At 63.5% G+C, this 17,872-nt stretch carries 13 protein-coding genes; 12 read left to right on the top strand and 1 reads right to left on the bottom strand.

From position 1 onward, the window contains the following. The first annotated feature begins 77 nt into the window (after positions 1 to 77). From A9D13_RS15395 to A9D13_RS15445, 11 genes are all read left to right on the top strand, one after another. The gene (locus A9D13_RS15395; protein WP_066775618.1) at positions 78 to 1,622 is read left to right on the top strand and encodes a tryptophan halogenase family protein; all 1,545 of its coding nucleotides are present in this window, start codon (positions 78 to 80) and stop codon (positions 1,620 to 1,622) included. Further along, on the top strand, positions 1,619 to 2,335 hold the full coding sequence (locus A9D13_RS15400; RefSeq protein ID WP_066775623.1) for a SapC family protein: 717 nt from the start codon (positions 1,619 to 1,621) through the stop codon (positions 2,333 to 2,335). The genes A9D13_RS15395 and A9D13_RS15400 overlap by 4 nt, the downstream gene beginning before the upstream one ends. After that, the gene (locus A9D13_RS15405) at positions 2,335 to 3,366 is read left to right on the top strand and encodes a cupin-like domain-containing protein (RefSeq protein WP_066775625.1); all 1,032 of its coding nucleotides are present in this window, start codon (positions 2,335 to 2,337) and stop codon (positions 3,364 to 3,366) included. The genes A9D13_RS15400 and A9D13_RS15405 overlap by 1 nt, the downstream gene beginning before the upstream one ends. Further along, positions 3,363 to 4,874, top strand: a complete 1,512-nt coding sequence (locus A9D13_RS15410) for a tryptophan halogenase family protein (RefSeq protein WP_066775626.1) — start codon at positions 3,363 to 3,365, stop codon at positions 4,872 to 4,874. Before A9D13_RS15405 ends, A9D13_RS15410 begins: the two co-directional genes overlap by 4 nt. Then, on the top strand, positions 4,871 to 5,800 hold the full coding sequence (locus tag A9D13_RS15415; RefSeq protein WP_066775627.1) for a glycoside hydrolase family 16 protein: 930 nt from the start codon (positions 4,871 to 4,873) through the stop codon (positions 5,798 to 5,800). Before A9D13_RS15410 ends, A9D13_RS15415 begins: the two co-directional genes overlap by 4 nt. Before the next feature lie 53 nt (positions 5,801 to 5,853). Continuing rightward, positions 5,854 to 6,915 (top strand): LacI family DNA-binding transcriptional regulator, encoded by a 1,062-nt coding sequence (locus A9D13_RS15420; protein ID WP_066775629.1) that lies wholly within the window; start codon positions 5,854 to 5,856, stop codon positions 6,913 to 6,915. 118 nt (positions 6,916 to 7,033) lie between these two features. Continuing rightward, entirely contained in the window at positions 7,034 to 9,556 is a 2,523-nt protein-coding gene (locus A9D13_RS15425) for a glycoside hydrolase family 3 protein (RefSeq protein WP_066775631.1), read from the top strand. 37 nt (positions 9,557 to 9,593) lie between these two features. Then, the gene (locus A9D13_RS15430; protein ID WP_066775632.1) at positions 9,594 to 10,892 is read left to right on the top strand and encodes a sugar MFS transporter; all 1,299 of its coding nucleotides are present in this window, start codon (positions 9,594 to 9,596) and stop codon (positions 10,890 to 10,892) included. Positions 10,893 to 11,035: 143 nt separating this feature from the next. Continuing rightward, on the top strand, positions 11,036 to 12,802 hold the full coding sequence (locus tag A9D13_RS15435; RefSeq protein ID WP_229665338.1) for a PHA/PHB synthase family protein: 1,767 nt from the start codon (positions 11,036 to 11,038) through the stop codon (positions 12,800 to 12,802). A gap of 4 nt (positions 12,803 to 12,806) precedes the next feature. Then, a complete protein-coding gene (locus A9D13_RS15440) occupies positions 12,807 to 14,219 on the top strand; it encodes a bifunctional enoyl-CoA hydratase/phosphate acetyltransferase (RefSeq protein WP_066775633.1) in 1,413 nt (470 codons plus the stop codon). A gap of 111 nt (positions 14,220 to 14,330) precedes the next feature. Continuing rightward, a complete protein-coding gene (locus A9D13_RS15445) occupies positions 14,331 to 15,953 on the top strand; it encodes an MBL fold metallo-hydrolase RNA specificity domain-containing protein (protein ID WP_066775637.1) in 1,623 nt (540 codons plus the stop codon). Here the strand turns inward: A9D13_RS15445 and A9D13_RS15450 are convergent. After that, the gene (locus tag A9D13_RS15450; RefSeq protein WP_229665340.1) at positions 15,950 to 17,128 is read right to left on the bottom strand and encodes a L,D-transpeptidase family protein; all 1,179 of its coding nucleotides are present in this window, start codon (positions 17,126 to 17,128) and stop codon (positions 15,950 to 15,952) included. The genes A9D13_RS15445 and A9D13_RS15450 overlap by 4 nt on opposite strands. A gap of 86 nt (positions 17,129 to 17,214) precedes the next feature. Here A9D13_RS15450 and A9D13_RS15455 point away from each other — a divergent pair, with 86 nt between their 5' ends. Beyond that, complete coding sequence (locus tag A9D13_RS15455) at positions 17,215 to 17,826, top strand: murein L,D-transpeptidase catalytic domain family protein (RefSeq protein WP_082922462.1); 612 nt, start codon at positions 17,215 to 17,217, stop codon at positions 17,824 to 17,826. Positions 17,827 to 17,872: the final 46 nt, after the last annotated feature.

Here is a 17,872-nt window from a genome sequence, read left to right on the forward strand (position 1 = left end):
ATCGGGAAAGGTCGTCGCGGGCACAAAAGCCCCGGCGGCCTTTTCCGCCTTATAGAACAACAGGAGAGTGACGGGCCATGTCGGGCGTTACGCCCCCAAAGGGCGAGATCAGCAGGATCGTGATCGCAGGCGGCGGCACCGCCGGCTGGCTGTCGGCCTGCACGATCGCTGCGCGCGCCCGCACCGATGGCCGCGATCTTTCCGTTACGCTGGTCGAGGCTCCCGACATCCCCACCATCGGCGTGGGTGAGGGAACATGGCCGACCATGCGCGGCACGCTGGCCACCATTGGGATTGCCGAAGAGGAATTCCTGCTCGCCTGCGATGCCTCGTTCAAGCAGGGGTCGCGATTTGACGGATGGCGCGACGGATCGGCAGGCGACAGCTATCTCCACCCGTTCACCGCCCCGCCTGCGGGATCGCTTGCGCCGATGCTATCGGCGTGGAACGCGATGGGGTCGTTTGCCAGCGCCATGACCCCGCAGGCCGATGCCTGCGCCGCCGATCTGGCCCCGCGTCAGCGTACGATGCCGGGCTATGCCGGTGCGCTCAATTATGGCTACCACCTCGACGCGGGCAAGTTCGCGGCGCTGCTGAAGCGCCATGCCACCGGGCGGTTGGGCGTTACCCATATCGCCGACCGCATTACCGGCGTTGAGCCGGATGAAGGCGGCAATATCAAGGGCCTGCACCTTTCCTCTCACCCCATGCTCGAAGGGAATCTGTTCCTCGACTGCACCGGCATGCGGGCGCTTTTGATCGACGGCCATTGCGGCGCGGGCTTCATCGACCGCTCGCAAGTCCTCTCCAACGATCGCGCGCTCGCCATGCAGGTGCCGGTCGAAGCGGGCAGCGCGATTGCATCCCAGACCATCGGCACGGCGCACGAGGCCGGTTGGCTGTGGGACATCGCGCTGCCCGCACGTCGCGGCATCGGCTGCGTCTTCTCCTCCGCCCATATGGATGAAACCCGCGCCGCGGACGTGCTGCGCGCCCATGTCGCCAAAGCCGTGCCGGGTGCGGATATCGACGCACTGGAACCGCGCCTGCTGCGTTTCGCCAGCGGGCACCGTGATAGTTTCTGGAAAGGCAATTGCCTTGCCGTCGGCCTGTCCGCCGGGTTCGTCGAACCGCTGGAAGCATCGGCCATCGTCATGATCGAATTGTCGCTGACGATGCTGATGGACAATTTCCCGCAGAGCCGTGCGACCATGCCGGTCCACGCCCGCCGTTTCGATGCGCTGTTTCGCCAGCGCTGGGACCGGATCGTCGATTTCCTCAAACTGCATTATGCGCTCTCACAGCGGACCGAACCCTATTGGCGCGACCATGTCTCGAGCGTGCCCGATACGCTGTCCGACATGCTGGCGCTTTGGCGCGAACAGCCGCCTGCCGCCGATGATTTTCCATTGGCAAATGAAGTGTTTCCCGCGGCAAGCTGGCAATATGTGCTATATGGCATGGGCCATGATCTTCCCGCCCATTTGCCGCCAGCGGCATCAGATCCGCTGGCCGATGTGCGCGAACGTGCGCGGCGAATGACCGCCGCGCTGCCGACCAATCGCGCCTATCAAGATGCCTTGCGTCAGGCCGCCCCCATTCCCGCTGGAGCAAACCGATGACCAGTCACGCCATTCTCGACAGCAACACCCACCGCGACCTGCGCGTCGCCTCCGACCCGTCCGCGGACATGGGCGATGGGGTAATGAGCTGCATCACCTTTCCCGATGAATTCCGCCGGGTGCAGGGCGAGTTTCCGATCCTGTTCCGCATGGACGCCGCGCGCGAGAATTTTCACGCGCTCGCCATGTTCGGGTTTGAGCAGGGGGAGAACCTGTTTCTCGACAATGGGAAATGGGATGCAGCCTATCGCCCGCTGGCTCTCTCGATCCAGCCGTTTCTGATCGGGAGGAACCCGGATGGCGAGGGGCCGGGGCAGGTGCATGTCGACATGGAGCACCCCCGCGCCAATGCCGCCGAAGGCACACGCGTTTTCGACGAGGATGGCCGACCCACGCCATATCTGGAAGGGATCGCCGAACAGCTGGGTGCAGTCGACCAGGGCTATCGCGGGCAGGACGCGTTTTTTGCGGCCTTGAAGCGGCATGAACTGCTCGAACCCTTCACGCTGGAGATTACGCTGGCGGATGGGGCCAAAAACAATCTCGTGGGCTTCCACATCATCGATGAGGCAAAGCTGCAGGCGCTGGACGGCGAGGCTGTGGCCGAGCTGCATGCCGAAGGGCACCTTATGCCGATCTTCATGGCATTGGCTTCGCTGTCGCAGATCGGCGAGCTGGTCGCGCGCAAGAACCGGCGCGAAGGACACATCTGATGGCTGAGGCCGATCCCGGCCCTCTCACTGGCCTCACGCCGGTGCGCGAGATCGCGGTGGCCGACGCCGCTGACCTTTCCGAACGTCTGCGCGGGGCGGAGCGGCCTTTCATCATTCGCGGGCTGGTGAAGGACTGGCCGTTGGTGCAGGCGGGGCTGGCCGGTAGCCGCAATGCGCGCGATTATTTGCTGAGAAAGCGTCAGGACCGGCCCTTCACCGTTTCCATCGCGCCGCCGGATGCGGGTGGCCGCCTGTGGTACACCGACGATTTCGCCATGAATTTCCGCATGGCAAAGGCAAAACTGCCCGAGATATTCCAGAAGATCGACGAAGCCGAGGCCGAGGAGGATAGCCCCGCAATCTATCTCGCCTCCATCGACATGCACGAATATTTCGACGGGTTGGTGGAGGAAAATGATGTCGACCTGTCGGGCCGCGATCCGCTGCGATCCATCTGGATCGGGACAGCGACGCGGATCGCTGCGCATAACGACTTCCCCGACAATCTCGCCTGCTGTGCGGTGGGGAGGCGGCGTTTCACCCTGTTTCCGCCTGACCAGTTCCGCAATCTCTACCTTGGCCCGGTCGACAACACGCCAGCGGGGCGGGCGGTATCCATGGTCGATTTCGCCGCGCCCGATTACGATGCGCACCCCCGCTTCCGCGAGGCGCTGGCCCATGCGCAAGTGGCAGAGCTAGAGCCGGGCGATGCTCTCTTCATCCCGTCGATGTGGTGGCACCATGTCGAGGGATTGTCCGACTTCAACGTGCTGGTGAACTATTGGTGGCGCGATACGCCGCGCTGGCTGGGGCAGCCGCAGGATGCTCTCAATCACGCCATGATGTCGATCCGCGACCTGCCCGAAAAGGACCGCGCGATCTGGCGCGATCTGTTTGAACATTACGTGTTCGGCGCGGGCCCCGAAGTCACCGACCACATCCCCGAAAAGGCGCGCAGCGTGCTCGGCCCGCTGACGCCCGAAAGCGCGGGCCGCATCCGCGCATTCCTGCTTAGGAGCCTTTCGCGATGAAACCGACCCCGCGCCGTATCGTGATCGCAGGCGGCGGCACCGCAGGCTGGATGGCCGCTGCCGCTATCGCCCGCACCTTGGGTGAGATGGTCGATGTGACGCTGGTGGAAAGCGAGCAGATCGGCACCGTCGGCGTGGGTGAAAGCACGATCCCGCCGCTGGTGGGCTTCAACCGCCTGCTCGGCATTAACGAGGCCGAGTTCATGCGCGCCACGCAGGCGACGTTCAAGCTGGGCATCCAGTTTGAAAACTGGCGCGAGCCGGGCGAATTCGATTCAGGGAACGGCTATTTCCATAGCTTCGGCATCACGGGGAAGGACCACTGGTCGGCAGGGTTCCAGCACTTCTGGCTGAACGGGCGCGAGCGTGGACACAGCGAAAGCTATGACGAGTACTGCCTTGAACTGAAGGCCGCCCATGCGGGCAAGTTCGCGCATCTGCCCGATAATCGCCTGAACTACGCCTATCAGCTCGACAGCGCGCTTTACGCAAAGTTCCTGCGCGCCATGGCCGAAGCCGACGGCGTCACCCGTGTCGAGGGCAAGATCGCCAAGGTGGAGCTGAACGGCGAGACCGGCGACATCGCCGCGCTGACGCTGGACGCGGGCACGCGGATCGAGGGCGATCTCTTCCTCGACTGCACCGGCTTTCGCGCCTTGCTGATCGAGGGGGCTTTGCATGCAGGGTACGACGACTGGACGCATTGGCTACCGTGCGACCGCGCCATCGCGGTGCAGACTGCCAGCGTTCGCCCGCCGATCCCTTATACGAAGGCGATCGCGCATGAGGCGGGCTGGCAATGGCGCATTCCGCTGCAGCACCGGGGCGGCAATGGCATCGTCTATTGCAGCCGCTACATGTCGGATGACGAGGCCGAGGCGAAGCTGCTCTCAACAGTCGAGGGCGAGGTGCTGACGAAGCCCAATCGCCTGCGCTTCACCACAGGGGCGCGGCGGCGGCAGTGGCATCGGAACTGCATCGCCATCGGCCTGTCGGGCGGGTTCATGGAACCGCTGGAATCGACCTCCATCCACCTCATCCAGCGTGCTATCCTGCGCCTGATCCGCATGCTGCCGGCAGGCACGATCAGCGCCCGCGACATTGCCGAATTCAACGACCAGCAGTTGACCGACATGGAGCAGATCCGCGACTTCCTGATCCTCCATTACAAGGTCACCGAACGGCGCGATTCCCCGTTCTGGCGGCAATGCGCCGTGATGCCGGTGCCCGATACGCTCACGCAAAAGATCGAGCTGTTCCGCGAAACCGGACGTGTCTTCCGCAAGAACGACGAGCTTTTCGTCGAGAACAGCTGGGTGCAGGTGATGATGGGGCAGGGCATCGTGCCGCAATCCCATCACCCCATCGCCGCCAAGCTTTCGGACGAGGAAATGGCGCAGTTCCTGAAGACCATCCGCGAAAGCGTGGCGAAGACCGTCGCCAGTCTTCCCGACCACCATCATTATGTCTCCCGCACCTGCGGTGCGCGCGAGGCGGAGGCCGCATGAAACTTCTCACCTTGCTTGCCGCGACAGCACTGGTCGCGCCCGTTACCGCGCATGCGCAAGATAACGACGACAGCAAATGGCAACTGGTCTGGTCGGACGAGTTCGACGGGGACGCCATCGACCCGATGAAATGGGAGCTGGAGGAGAACTGCTGGGGCGGCGGCAATAATGAGCGCCAGTGTTACACCGACAGCCCCCGGAATGCGCATGTCGAGGACGGCCATCTGGTCATCACCGCGCGCAAGGAAAGCATGACGGGCCCCGCGCTTCCGCTGGATCAGCGTGGCGGGGGCGATGTGCCGGACGCGACCAAGCCCTTCACCAGCGCGCGGCTGACCACGCGCGATCGGGCTGCGTGGCGCTATGGCCGGATCGAGGTGCGGGCCGAACTGCCGCAGGGGCAGGGCACGTGGCCCGCGATCTGGATGCTGCCCGAAAGCGGCGCCTATGGCCGCTGGGCCGCATCGGGCGAGATCGACATTCTGGAAGCGGTGAACCTTGGCACCAAATGCGCCGATTGCCCCACCGGCAAGGAGGATACGGTCCTCGGGACCCTGCATTTCGGCGGCTTCCCGCCTGAAAACGCGCACAAGGGCGAAGAAATCCATTACCCCGAAGTGCTCTTGGGCTTTCACACCTTCGCCATCGAATGGAGCGAAGGGCGGATCGAATGGTTCGTCGATGGAAAAAGCTACCAGGTGCAGACCGCCGGGGATTGGTACACGCCGGCAAGCGATGATCCGCTGTCGCCCTTCGACCGGCGTTTCCACCTGATCCTCAATCTCGCCATTGGTGGCGGGCTTGCCGAAAGTCGCGGGCTGAAGGGCGTCGACGAGACCGGCTTTCCCAAGCAGATGAAGGTTGATTGGGTGCGCGTCTGGCAATGCGGCGCGGATCAGGCTACCGGAAAGGCGTGCGAACGCTAACAGCGGGGGCTGGAGGCGCCTTGGCATGAACGTAAGCGGGGTAGACGGAAACAATGGCTAGGCGGCGTCAGGCGGTCACGATCAAGCATGTGGCGGCGGATGCGGGCGTATCGCTTCAGACCGTCAGCCGCGTCATCAACAAGGAACCCAATGTCCGCCCCGAAATGCAGGAGCGGGTGCAGGCCTCCATCGACAGGCTGGGCTATGTCCCCTCCATCGCGGCCCAGCGGATGAGCGGGTCGCGGTCTTATCTTATCCTCGCATTGAATGACCGCGACCGCACCATTGCCGACTGGCGCGAACGGCAAGGCGCCGACTGGGTCGACCAGATGCTGCTGGGCGGCATGCTGAAATGCGCCGAACATGGCTATCGCCTGATGTTCGAACTGGTCGACACTCATTCCGACCATATCCGGCGCGAACTTGCCGCCACTATCGCCGCGTTGCAACCCGATGGCGTGATCCTCACGCCGCCGCACTCCGAAAACCCGCTGATCACGGGCATGCTGGCAGAGCAGAAAATCCCCTTCGCCCGCATCGGTTCGGCGCAGGAAGGGCCGGGCATCGCGCTCACCATGGATGACGAGGGCGCGGCCCGCAGCGCGACTGAGCGGCTGATCGAGCTTGGTCACAAGCGGATCGCGATGATCGCGGGGCCGGCGGATTATTCGGTCAGCGGATGGCGCGTCGATGGCTGGAAAAAGGCCATGGCCGGGGCGGATCTGCCGATTGATGATCTTTGCGAGGCGGGTGATTTCGGCTTCGACAGCGGCCTTGTCGCGGCAAAGGCGCTGCTTTCGCGCGAAGACCGGCCCAGCGCCATCATCGCCAGCAGCGGACCGATGGCGCTCGCCACGATGCAGGTTGCGCGCGAGATGGGGCTGTCGCTTCCCACCGATCTGTCGATAATCAGTTTCGACAACACGCCGCTGGTGCGCTTTACCCATCCCACCATGACCGCCGTTGACCAGCCCATCGCGGCGGTGACCAGCCGCGCGGTCGAGCTCTTGATCGAAGCGCAAAAGGGCGAGAAGCCGCCAGCGCAGCCCGTGGTCGTGCCTGCGACCTTGGTGGAGCGGGATTCGACTGCCGCTTCGGGGGCTTCGCCCGCCTGAACCGGGCGGAAATCAAAATTCCCCGAAGGCTTGATTTTTCCGGATCGCCGTGCGATTGGCTCATTATTGAGAACGTTCACATAAGAACGGCCAGCAGCAAAGAAAGACGGGATTGGGGATGGCAGGCAAGCTTGCATCACTCGCGATGGCGGGGCTTTTGGCAGGGACCGCGGCAGTGGCCCATGCAGGGCAGAACGCGCCGGTACTCACGAGTGAGAACACACGCGCTACCGCGCATGACATCACGCTTTGGCCAGAGGCGCGATCGCCATCGGCGATCACCGACACGGCAACCGAAAACCGGATTTCGGCAATTCTTGCCGCGATGACGCTGAAGCAGAAGATCGGGCAGCTGATCCAGGCCGACATCAGTACGATCACGCCTGATGACCTGGCCCAATATCCGGTCGGCAGCCTGCTCGCGGGCGGCAATTCGGGGCCTTATGGCGACGAACGCGCCAATGCCAGCGAATGGGACCGGATGATCCGCGAATTCCGCGCAGCATCCACCGCGCCGCGCGCGCAGGGTGTGGCGGTGCCGATCATCTTTGGCATCGACGCGGTGCATGGCCACAATAACGTGCCGGGTGCGACGATCTTTCCGCATAATGTCGGCCTTGGCGCGGCGCATGATCCTGATCTCATCCGCCGCATCGGCGAAATCACCGCTGACGAGATCGCGGGCAGCGGCATCGAATGGACCTTCGCGCCTACGCTCGCCGTGCCTCAGGACTTGCGCTGGGGCCGCGCTTATGAGGGCTATTCATCCGATCCCGCAATCGTCGCCAGCTATTCGAAAGCGATGGTGCTGGGCCTGCAGGGGCCGCTGAAATCGGGCGTTGAAATCGACGCGACCCATGTGGCCGCAACTGCCAAGCACTTCCTTGCCGATGGCGGCACCGAAGGGGGCAAGGACCAGGGCGACGCGAAGATCGGCGAGGACGAGCTTGTCCGCGTCCATAACGCCGGATACCCCGGCGCGATTGATGCCGGGGCGCTGACCGTGATGGCCAGCTTCTCCAGCTGGAACGGGGCGAAGAACCACGCCAATCCGTATCTTCTGTCCGACGTGCTCAAGGGGCGCATGGGCTTTGGCGGTTTCGTAGTGGGTGACTGGAACGGCCACGGGCAGGTTCCGGGCTGCACCGTCACCGATTGCGTGCCCGCGCTGATGGCGGGGCTCGACATGTTCATGGCGCCCGACAGCTGGAAGGGCCTGTTCGACAACATGTACAGCCATGCCCGTGCCGGTGATATCCCGCAGGCGCGCATCAATGATGCTGTGCGCCGCATCCTGCGGGTCAAGGCGAAGCTCGGCCTGCTTGACGATCCGATCCCGGCGCGGCGCGATTATGCTGCCATCGGCGCGCCCGAACATCTGGCCGTGGCGCGCGAGGCGGTGGCGAAATCGCTGGTGCTTTTGAAAAATTCCGGTTCGGTCCTGCCGATCAAACCCGGCGCGAAAGTGCTGGTCGCGGGTGAGGGCGCGAACAGTTTTGCCATGCAGTCGGGTGGCTGGACGATCAGCTGGCAGGGCACGGATGTGACCCGCGAGGATTTCCCCAATGGCCAGACCATCTGGGACGGCATCGACGCCGCCGTGACCGAAGCGGGCGGCAGCGCGACCTTGTCCGAAGACGGCAGCTTTGCCGAAAAGCCCGATGTCGCCATCGTGGTGTTCGGCGAAAAACCCTATGCAGAATTTCAGGGCGATGTCCCGACGCTCGCCTATCAGCCCAGCGGCGCGAGCGATCTGGCGCTCCTGAAAAAGCTGAAGAGCGAAGGGGTAAAAGTCGTTTCGGTTTTCCTGTCGGGCCGTCCCATGTTCATGAGCCGCGAAATAAACGCCTCCGATGCGTTCGTTGCCGCATGGCTTCCCGGGTCGCAGGGCGCGGGCGTGGCCGATGTGCTGGTCGCGGGGGCGGATGGCAAGCCGGTGCGTGATTTCACCGGCGCGCTGTCGTTCCCATGGCCAAGAGACGCGGTATCGCCGATCGCCGATCCGCTGTTCGATCTGGGCTATGGCCTGAGCTATACGAAACCCGGCACCGTGCCGAAACTGGCAGAGGGTTTCGGCCTCGACATTGCGCAGGCGCTGAACGTGGAGGATTTCTTCGTCGCGGGCCGCGCGCAGGCACCGTGGGAGATGAGCCTGACCGACGCAGGCGGCAAGCGTTCGGTCGGCCCCGCGCCGTCCAGCAGCGCGGGCGGTGCCATCGTGGCACGCTCAGTCGATTACGCGGCGCAGGAGGATGCGAAGTCCATCGTTTTCACCGGCCCCGGCACGGTGTCCATCGACGGCCCTGCCGCCGATCTGTCGCGCCAGCTCAACAATGCGTTTGCGCTGCGGCTCGACTGGCGGATCGATGCGCGCGGCGATGCGCCGGTGTCGCTGGGCATGGGCAATAACATGGTATCGCTCGATGATTGGCTGGACGGCGCGCCCATCGGAGAGGCGACCACCTTGCGGATTCCGCTGCGTTGTTTTGCTGACTTGGGCGCAGATTTTGCGCAAGTGGGCAATGCCCTGCGAATCGATGCGGGCGTAGGGTTTGCGGCAACGCTGATCGGCGCCAATGTCGAAGCGGTGGGCGAAAACTACGATTGTCCCCCGGCCGCGCCGGTAGCGCCCGCACAGTAACGAGCGGCAAAACCGCCAGCCGAAGAGAGGTTTCCCGATGGCACTAGCCCCCGACGTTTCGTCGAGCACTGACACCGCGCCCATGACCGACGATACCCCGCCGGTCGATGCGCCGGGCCTTCAGTATTTCGTGTTCGCGCTGTTCTTCATTTTTGGCGGGATCACCTCGCTGAACGATGTCATCATCCCGAAGCTGAAAGAGCTTTTCACGCTCAATTACACGCAGGCAATGCTTGTGCAGTTCTGCTTCTTCACCGCCTATCTGGTGATCGGCATTCCCGGCGCGAAGCTGGTGAAGAAGCTGGGCTATATGCGCGGTGCGGTCGCGGGGCTGGTGCTGATGATGGTGGGCTGCCTGCTCTTCATCCCGGCCAGCCAGAACGCGGTCTATGGCCTGTTCCTGTTTGCCTTGTTCGTGCTGGCCTCGGGCGTGGTGATCATCCAGGTGGTCGCCAATCCGCTGATCTCGATGCTGGGCAAGCCTTCCACCGCGCACAGCCGCCTGACTTTCGCGCAGGCGTTCAATTCCTTTGGCACCTATATCTTCCCGCTGGTTGGCGCCGGGCTGATCCTGGGCAAGCTGGCTGACGTTTCGGCGGACGAGCTGGAGGGCGCAGCGCTTGCCGCCTATCGTTCGGCCGAAAGCGCGATGATCGCCAATACCTATATCGGCCTCGCCGTTGCCATCGGCATCGTGGCGCTTGCGGTCTGGATGTTCCGCAACAAGCTCAAGGGTGAAAACCACGAAGACACCAGCATCGCCGAAGGCCTGTCCCTGCTGAAGCGTCCGCGCTTCGGTTACGGTGCGCTGTGCATCTTCCTTTACGTCGGTGCGGAAGTGTCGATCGGGTCTGTCATCATCAACTATCTCATGCTCGAAGACGTTCTGGGCCAGCCCGAGAACGTGATCGGCTGGATGATCAGCCTCTATTGGGGCGGTGCGATGATCGGGCGGTTCATCGGTTCGCTGGTGCTGCGTTTCGTCAGCCCCGGGCTGGTGCTGGCGTTCAACACCTGTGCGGCAATCGCGCTGATCGCGATCTCGACCAATACGACGGGCGTGGTCTCGGCCTATTCGCTGCTGGCTATCGGCCTGATGAATTCGATCATGTTCCCGACGATCTTCAGCCTCGCCTGCGAAAAGCTGGGCCCGCGCGCGGCGGATGGATCGGGCATCATCAATGTCGCGATCTTCGGCGGCGCGGTCGTGCCGCTGGCAACCGGAGCATTGGCCGACCTGTCGGGCAGCCTCGGTTTTGCGCTGATCCTGCCGGCGATCTGCTACGCAATCATTGCCGGCTTCGGAATATTTGCCAGAAAGCCTGCGGTCAGCTAACGGGCCGCTCATTACTGCTCTTGCACCGCACTTTGCGGTCATGAGACCATACGCCGGGCCCATCCCGTGGGGTCCGGCGTATTTGCGTCAGGTCAAGGACGCGCGCGCCGGCATCGTGGCAGGGCATAAGCGCAGGAGTGACCATGGCCTTACCCGACAAGCGCGCAAGTATTATCGAAAGCCACGCCGACCCGCTGGACGGCGTGGCCGAGACGATGGACCGATCCAGCTTTTCGGTGATCGCGCAGGCGACGCACGGCCTGTCCCCTGTCACCATGATGCAGGCGTGGTCGGACTGGGCGATGCATCTGGCAGTATCCCCCGGAAAGCAGATGCAGCTGACGTCGAAAGCGGCGCGTAAGCTGGCGCGGCTTGCCACCACCACGCTGTCGGGCCAGCTCGCCGATCATCCCGCGATCGAGCCTCTGGAGCAGGATCACCGCTTCGACGACGACGCGTGGAAGCATTGGCCCTTCAACGCGATCAGCCAGTCCTTCCTCCTTCAGCAGCAATGGTGGCATGCGGCCACGACCGGGGTGATGGGCGTGACCCGCCACCACGAGAACATCGTCGATTTCGCCACGCGCCAGATGCTCGACATGATGGCCCCCAGCAATTTCATCGCGACCAATCCGGTGCTGCAGGAAAGGATCGTCGAAACGGGCGGCAAATGCCTCGTCGACGGGGCGCGGCTGTTCCTTGAAGATTTCACCGCAACGATCCGCGGCGAACCTTCGGTCGATACCGGCGATTTCAAGGTGGGCGAGACTTTGGCCGTCACGCCGGGGAAGGTCGTGTTCCGCAACCGGCTGATCGAGCTGATCCAATATTTACCCACGACCGACAAGGTCAGGCCCGAACCGGTGCTGATCGTGCCGGCGTGGATTATGAAATATTACATCCTCGACCTGTCGCCCCATAACTCGCTGATCGCGTGGCTGGTGGGGCAGGGTTATACCGTGTTCGCGATCAGCTGGCACAACCCGGTCAGCCACGACCGCGATCTCGACCTTGACGATTATCGCACTTTGGGGCCGATGGCGGCGCTGGATGCGATTGGCGCGATCACCGGGGCGGAAAAGACGCATGCGCTGGGCTATTGCCTTGGCGGGACGCTGCTTTCGATCACTGCCGCCGCAATGGCGCGGGACCGCGATCACCGGCTTGCCAGCCTTACCCTGCTTGCCGCCCAGACCGAGTTTTCGGAGCCGGGGGAACTGGGCCTCTTCATCGACGAAGCGCAATTGAACCTGCTTGAAAACATGATGTGGGGATCGGGCTATCTCGATAGTAGCCAGATGGGCGGGGCTTTCCAGATCCTCAGGTCCAGCGATCTCATCTGGTCGCGCGTTCTGAAAACCTATTTGATGGGCGAGCGCGAGGAGATGAGCGACCTGATGGCGTGGAACGCCGATGGCACGCGCATGCCTTACGCCATGCACAGCCAGTATCTGAAAAAGCTGTTCCTGCACGATGCCTTGGCCGAGGGGCATTTCAAGGCAGGCGGCAAGGGCGTGAGCCTGTCGTCCCTTCGCCAGCCGATATTCCTTGTCGGGACCGAACGCGATCATGTCGCCCCATGGCATTCGGTGCATAAGCTGCACTGGCTGACGCCGGCAGAGATTACCTTCGTGCTGACCAGCGGCGGGCATAATGCCGGCATCGTGTCCGAACCGGGTCACCGGCACCGGCATTACAAGATCATGACCCGGGAAAAGGACGGCCCCGCCATTGGCGCGGAAGAATGGTGCCACATGGCCGAAAGCCGCGAAGGATCGTGGTGGAGCGCATGGGGCGAATGGCTGGCTACGCAATCGGGCACGCCGGTAAAACCGCCGCCGATGGGCAATTCCCGATGCGGATATCCGGCCATCGAGGACGCGCCCGGTTCCTATGTGATGGAGCGATAGGGCAATGCACGACACCGCGACCATCGAGAACCGCACATTCGACGAAATATCCGTCGGCGACAGCGCCAGCGTGTCGCGCACGCTGACAGAGCGTGACATCCAGCTATTCGCCTTGGCATCGGGCGATGTGAACCCCGCGCATATGGACCCGGAATATGCCGAAGGGGACATGTTCCACCATGTGATCGCCCATGGCCTGTGGGGCGGCGGTCTGATCAGCGCGGTGCTGGGGACGGAATTGCCGGGGCCGGGCACGATCTATCTGGGGCAGAGCTTTCGCTTTCTCAAACCCGTCAGCCTTGGCGATCACATCACCGCCACCGTCACGGTGAAGGAAAAGCGCGAGAAGCATCACGCACTGACGCTGGACTGCCAATGCACCAACCAGCGCGGCGAAGCGGTGATCACGGGAGAGGCCGAGGTCATGGCCCCGACCGAGAAGATCCGCCGCAAGCGGGTCGAACTTCCGCGGGTCGTCATCCCCGATCACGATGTCCACGCCGCGCTGGTCAAACGCTGCCGGGGCGGCGAACCGGTGCCCACTGCGATCGTTCACCCGTGCTCCGCCGTGGCATTGTCCGCAGCGCTGGAGGCCGCGGAGGCGGGCATGATCGTGCCCATCCTCGTCGGCCCGCAGGTAAAGATCGAAAGCGTGGCGCAGGAAGCCGGGATCGACATTTCGGGCCTTCGCATCGAAGCGGCCCCGCACAGCCATGCCGCCGCCGCGCGCGGGGTGGATCTGGTGATTTCGGGCGAGGCGCGGCTGCTGATGAAAGGCTCGCTCCACACCGATGAGCTGATGCATGCGGTATTGGACAAGACGCATGGGCTGCGCACCGAACGCCGCCTCAGCCATGTCTATGTGATGGATGTGCCGGGGCACGAACCGCCGCTGCTGATTAGCGATGCCGCGATCAATGTCGCGCCCACCTTGATGGAAAAGGCCGACATCATCCGGAACGCCATCGATGTCGCCCACGTCATCGGCATCGAAACGCCCCGCGTCGCCATCCTGTCCGCATCGGAAACGGTGATGCCGGTGATGGAATCGACACTGGATGCCGCCGCCTTGTGCAAGATGGCGGATCGCGGGCAGATCACCGGCGGAGTGCTGGATGGGCCGCTGGCCTTCGACAATGCGATCAGCGCGATTGCGGCGCGGGAAAAGGGCATCGTCTCACCCGTTGCGGGCAATGCCGAGATCCTGATCGTGCCGACACTGGAAGCGGGCAACATGCTGGCCAAGGAACTGACCTTCCTTGCCGGTGCGGATGCCGCCGGCATCGTGCTGGGCGCGCGCGTGCCGATTATCCTGACCAGCCGCGCCGATAGCGAAAGGACGCGCATCGCATCCTGCGCGCTGGGCGTATTACTGTCGCGCGCGGGCACTCTGGCCGCGCCGGGATTGGCGGAGTGACGGGCAAAAATGCTGCGCAGCATGGACGGCGGTGACACCACTGCGCCCATGGCGTAAACTGCCCCAAAAATCATTGGGAAAGAGAAAAATCATCGCGAAGGAGAGGGCGTGATGGCAGACCATGGACCGAAATCGGCAGAGGGCTATCCGCTCTCATTGCGCTTTCACGGGGCGGCGCGCACCGTCACCGGCAGTTGCATGGAATTCGCGCAAAAAGGCGTTTCGTTGCTGGTCGATTGCGGCATGTTCCAAGGGTCGCGCACGCTTGAATATCTGAACGCCGGACCGTTCGAATTCGACCCCGCGAAAATTCCCGCCGTCATCCTCACCCATGCGCATATCGACCATAGCGGGCTGCTGCCGAAACTGGTCGCGCAGGGGTTCAAAGGCACGATCTGGTGCACCGGGCCTACCGCCGATCTCCTTGAATTCATGCTGGCCGATGCGGGCCGCATCCAGGAATCCGAAGCCGAGCGCCACAATCGCCGCCGCGACCGCGCGGGCGAAGAGGCGTTTCAGCCGGTCTATACCGAGGCCGACGCCATCGCCGCATGGCACCTTTGCCGCAAGGTCGAGCTGGAGGAATGGTTCGAACCCGCGCCCGGTTTTCGTGCGCGCCTGTGGAACGCGGGGCACATATTGGGCGCAGCATCGGTGGAACTGGTGGCAGGCGGGGTGCAGATCATGTGCTCTGGCGATATCGGCCCCGACAACAAGGCATTCCAGCCCGATCCCGAAGGGCCGTCGGGTTTCGACCATGTCATTTGCGAATCCACCTATGGCGGGCGTCAGCGCGAGCGCGTCTCTATCGCGGAACGTCGCCGCCTGCTGGGCGCAGAGGTCCGCTCGGCACTGGCACGGGGCGGAAACCTCATCATCCCGGTCTTCGCGCTGGAGCGGACACAGGAATTGCTGCTCGATCTCGCATCTTTGCTGCGCGAAGGGCAGGTGCCGGACGTGCCCGTCTTCATCGACAGCCCGCTCGCCAGCCGCGTCACCGAAGTCTTTGCCCGCTATGCGGCGGAGCTTGAGGATACGGGCGGAGCCAATGTCTTTGCCAGTCCGTCTTTCCATTTCACGGCAGATGTATCGGAATCGATCCGCCTCAATTCGATGACCGGCGCGATCATCATGGCCGCATCGGGCATGTGTGAAGGCGGGCGCATCCGGCACCACCTGATCCACAATCTCCACCGCCGGGGCAGCACCGTGCTGTTCGTCGGGTTTCAGGCGCAGGGGTCATTGGGCCGGGTGATACAAGAGGGTGCAAATGCCGTCCGCATTTCCGGCACCGATGTGCGGGTGAGGGCGCAGATCCGGCGGATCGACCATTACTCCGCCCATGCCGACGAATGCGAGTTGCTGGACTGGGTGGCGGCGCGCGAACCCATCGGGGGCACATTGTTCCTTGACCATGGCGAACCCGAGGGGATGGAGCAGATGCGCCGCGAATTGCAGCGCCGCCGCCCGGATCAGAACGTGCGCCTGCCGGAAATAGGGGAGAGCTATGCGCTGGCGGCGGGTAAGCCGGCCAAGCGCATCGGCACGGGTCGCACCGAATTGCAGCAGGCGCTGGGCCGCGACTGGCAGAACGATTACGCCGCCTTTGTCACCGGGCTGAAAAGCGATCTTGCCCATATTCATGACGAGGCCAAGCGGCGCGAGGCGCTGAAGAAGATGAGCGAAATCCTCGATTCCTATTCCGAGTTTCGCGAGGGCAAGGCGAAGGCCTAGAAACAGCCCCCCGCCGCCGCCAGCCGGACCGGCTTTACCGGCGCGGGCGCCATGGCGACAGACCGGATGCGTCCGTCGCGGCGATAGATGTCGGGCATGATCTTCACGCCGCCATCATCATCGGCCATAGCGGTGAAATAGGTGATGTAGATCGCCAATGGCCGGTTCAGATCGACCACGGTCGATTTGTTCGTCGCGACCACGGCATCGACCTCTTCGCGGGTCATCTGCGTATCCAGCAAGGTGGCGGCAAAGCCAAGCGCATCGCCGACGCGGACACAGCCATGGCTGAAAGCGCGAACCTCTTTCTCGAACAGGGTCTTGTTCGGCGTGTCATGCAGATAGACGCTGAAACGATTGGGCATGACCAGCTTCATCTGGCCCAGCGCATTGGTCGGTCCCGGCCTCTGCCGCACGCCGCTGGCATCCCAGACATAGCCGCGCGCCTTTGCGGTCTGCGGGCTCTTGCGGATCAGCGATCCCACGCTTTCGCGCACGATGCTGGCGGGCACATACCACCAGGGGTTGAGGTTCACGCCCGTGACCTCTGCCTGAAACACAGGGGTCGGCGTGCTGGTCTTGCCGTTGATCACGCGCCAGTCGCCGACATGGCTGCCATCGCGCCAGAGCGCCAGTTTGAAAGCGGCGGCATTGACGATGATGAAGTCGCGCCCCAGCCGCTGCGGCATCCAGCGCCAGCGTTCCATGTTGCGCGCGATGGTCGTGCGGTTTTCGGCATCGGTCTCTCTCGCCAGCGCCTGTTTCAAAACCGCATAGTCGGGATAGGCGGGGGCGAGACCTGCGAAGAACCTATCAAGCTTTCCGGCTGCCAGGGCCCGGTCGATGCGTGCGGGCAAGTCGATATCGGCATCGCTGTCGGTGATGTTCCATCCGGCGCGCTCCGCCTTTGTCGCGGCACCCAGCAGATGGCCGCGCGCCAGTTCCAGCGCGAGCGCATCGGCAGCCGCGTCGATCGCCTGCGCTTCATCCGACGCCCGCGCGGCGTCAAGCGCGCGCATCGAGGGTGAGGGCAGCGCATCGAGCGGTGCGGCTTCGACCCAGCGGGCCAGCACGGCGATTTCGGCAGGCGACCATTTCGCACGCTCCGGTGGCGAGCCGCCCTGCGCGATGACCGGCGCAGCGGCAAACCCCATCAGCATTGCAGCAAGAAGCACCAACCCCCGCTCCATCGAAATACTCCATATTGTGTTGACTAACATATCTCAAACACTATATCTTGTGTCTAACGGGATCGAAAGACATGAACTTCAACAGACGCAACCTTCTGCGCTCCGGTGCTGCCGGCTTGTCCGGCCTTGCGGCCCCGCGCGCCTTTGCCGCGCCCGCTGGCTCCCGGCCACCCGCTGCACTTGGTGCGGCCCTTGCGGCGCTCGATGCTCATTCCGCTACTCCGACGGGCCGCTCGATCAAACGGGATTTCGTCGGCCTTGTCGACTTCAATCAGCACTCCCGCGAAAAGCGTTTCGACATCGTCGATGTCGGCAATGGGCGCGTGATGAAAAGCTATCTCGTCTCGCATGGGAAGGGGTCGGACCCGGCGCATACGGGATGGGTGCAGACCCTTTCCAATCGGGTGGGTTCGAACCAGTCTTCGGACGGCGCTTTTCTCACCGGCGCGGCCTATTACGGCAAGCTTGGACGCTCGCGCCGCTTGCATGGGCTCGACCCCAGCAACAGTCACGCCTTTGCCCGCGCCATCGTCATGCACGGCGCCGATTACGTCAGCCCGTCGCTGATCATGCGCCATGGCAAGATCGGGCGCAGCCTTGGCTGTTTCGCGGTCGAACAGCATGTGCGCGACGAGGTGCTGGACATCATGGGTGAGGGCCGCCTGCTTTTCGCCGCGCGTTGATCAGGCTCGGCATCGCGCCCTCCATCTGCATTTTGCCATTGAGCGC

Source organism: Croceicoccus mobilis (genome assembly GCF_001661965.1).
GTDB lineage: Bacteria > Pseudomonadota > Alphaproteobacteria > Sphingomonadales > Sphingomonadaceae > Croceicoccus > Croceicoccus mobilis.

Excerpts from the sequence above, each read along its gene's own strand:
- A9D13_RS15395 (WP_066775618.1), top strand. The coding sequence starts at position 78 with ATGTCGGGCGTTACGCCCCCAAAGGGCGAGATCAGCAGGATCGTGATC.
- A9D13_RS15400 (WP_066775623.1), top strand. The coding sequence starts at position 1,619 with ATGACCAGTCACGCCATTCTCGACAGCAACACCCACCGCGACCTGCGC.
- A9D13_RS15405 (WP_066775625.1), top strand. The coding sequence starts at position 2,335 with ATGGCTGAGGCCGATCCCGGCCCTCTCACTGGCCTCACGCCGGTGCGC.
- A9D13_RS15410 (WP_066775626.1), top strand. The coding sequence starts at position 3,363 with ATGAAACCGACCCCGCGCCGTATCGTGATCGCAGGCGGCGGCACCGCA.
- A9D13_RS15415 (WP_066775627.1), top strand. The coding sequence starts at position 4,871 with ATGAAACTTCTCACCTTGCTTGCCGCGACAGCACTGGTCGCGCCCGTT.
- A9D13_RS15420 (WP_066775629.1), top strand. The coding sequence starts at position 5,854 with ATGGCTAGGCGGCGTCAGGCGGTCACGATCAAGCATGTGGCGGCGGAT.
- A9D13_RS15425 (WP_066775631.1), top strand. The coding sequence starts at position 7,034 with ATGGCAGGCAAGCTTGCATCACTCGCGATGGCGGGGCTTTTGGCAGGG.
- A9D13_RS15430 (WP_066775632.1), top strand. The coding sequence starts at position 9,594 with ATGGCACTAGCCCCCGACGTTTCGTCGAGCACTGACACCGCGCCCATG.
- A9D13_RS15435 (WP_229665338.1), top strand. The coding sequence starts at position 11,036 with ATGGCCTTACCCGACAAGCGCGCAAGTATTATCGAAAGCCACGCCGAC.
- A9D13_RS15440 (WP_066775633.1), top strand. The coding sequence starts at position 12,807 with ATGCACGACACCGCGACCATCGAGAACCGCACATTCGACGAAATATCC.
- A9D13_RS15445 (WP_066775637.1), top strand. The coding sequence starts at position 14,331 with ATGGCAGACCATGGACCGAAATCGGCAGAGGGCTATCCGCTCTCATTG.
- A9D13_RS15455 (WP_082922462.1), top strand. The coding sequence starts at position 17,215 with ATGAACTTCAACAGACGCAACCTTCTGCGCTCCGGTGCTGCCGGCTTG.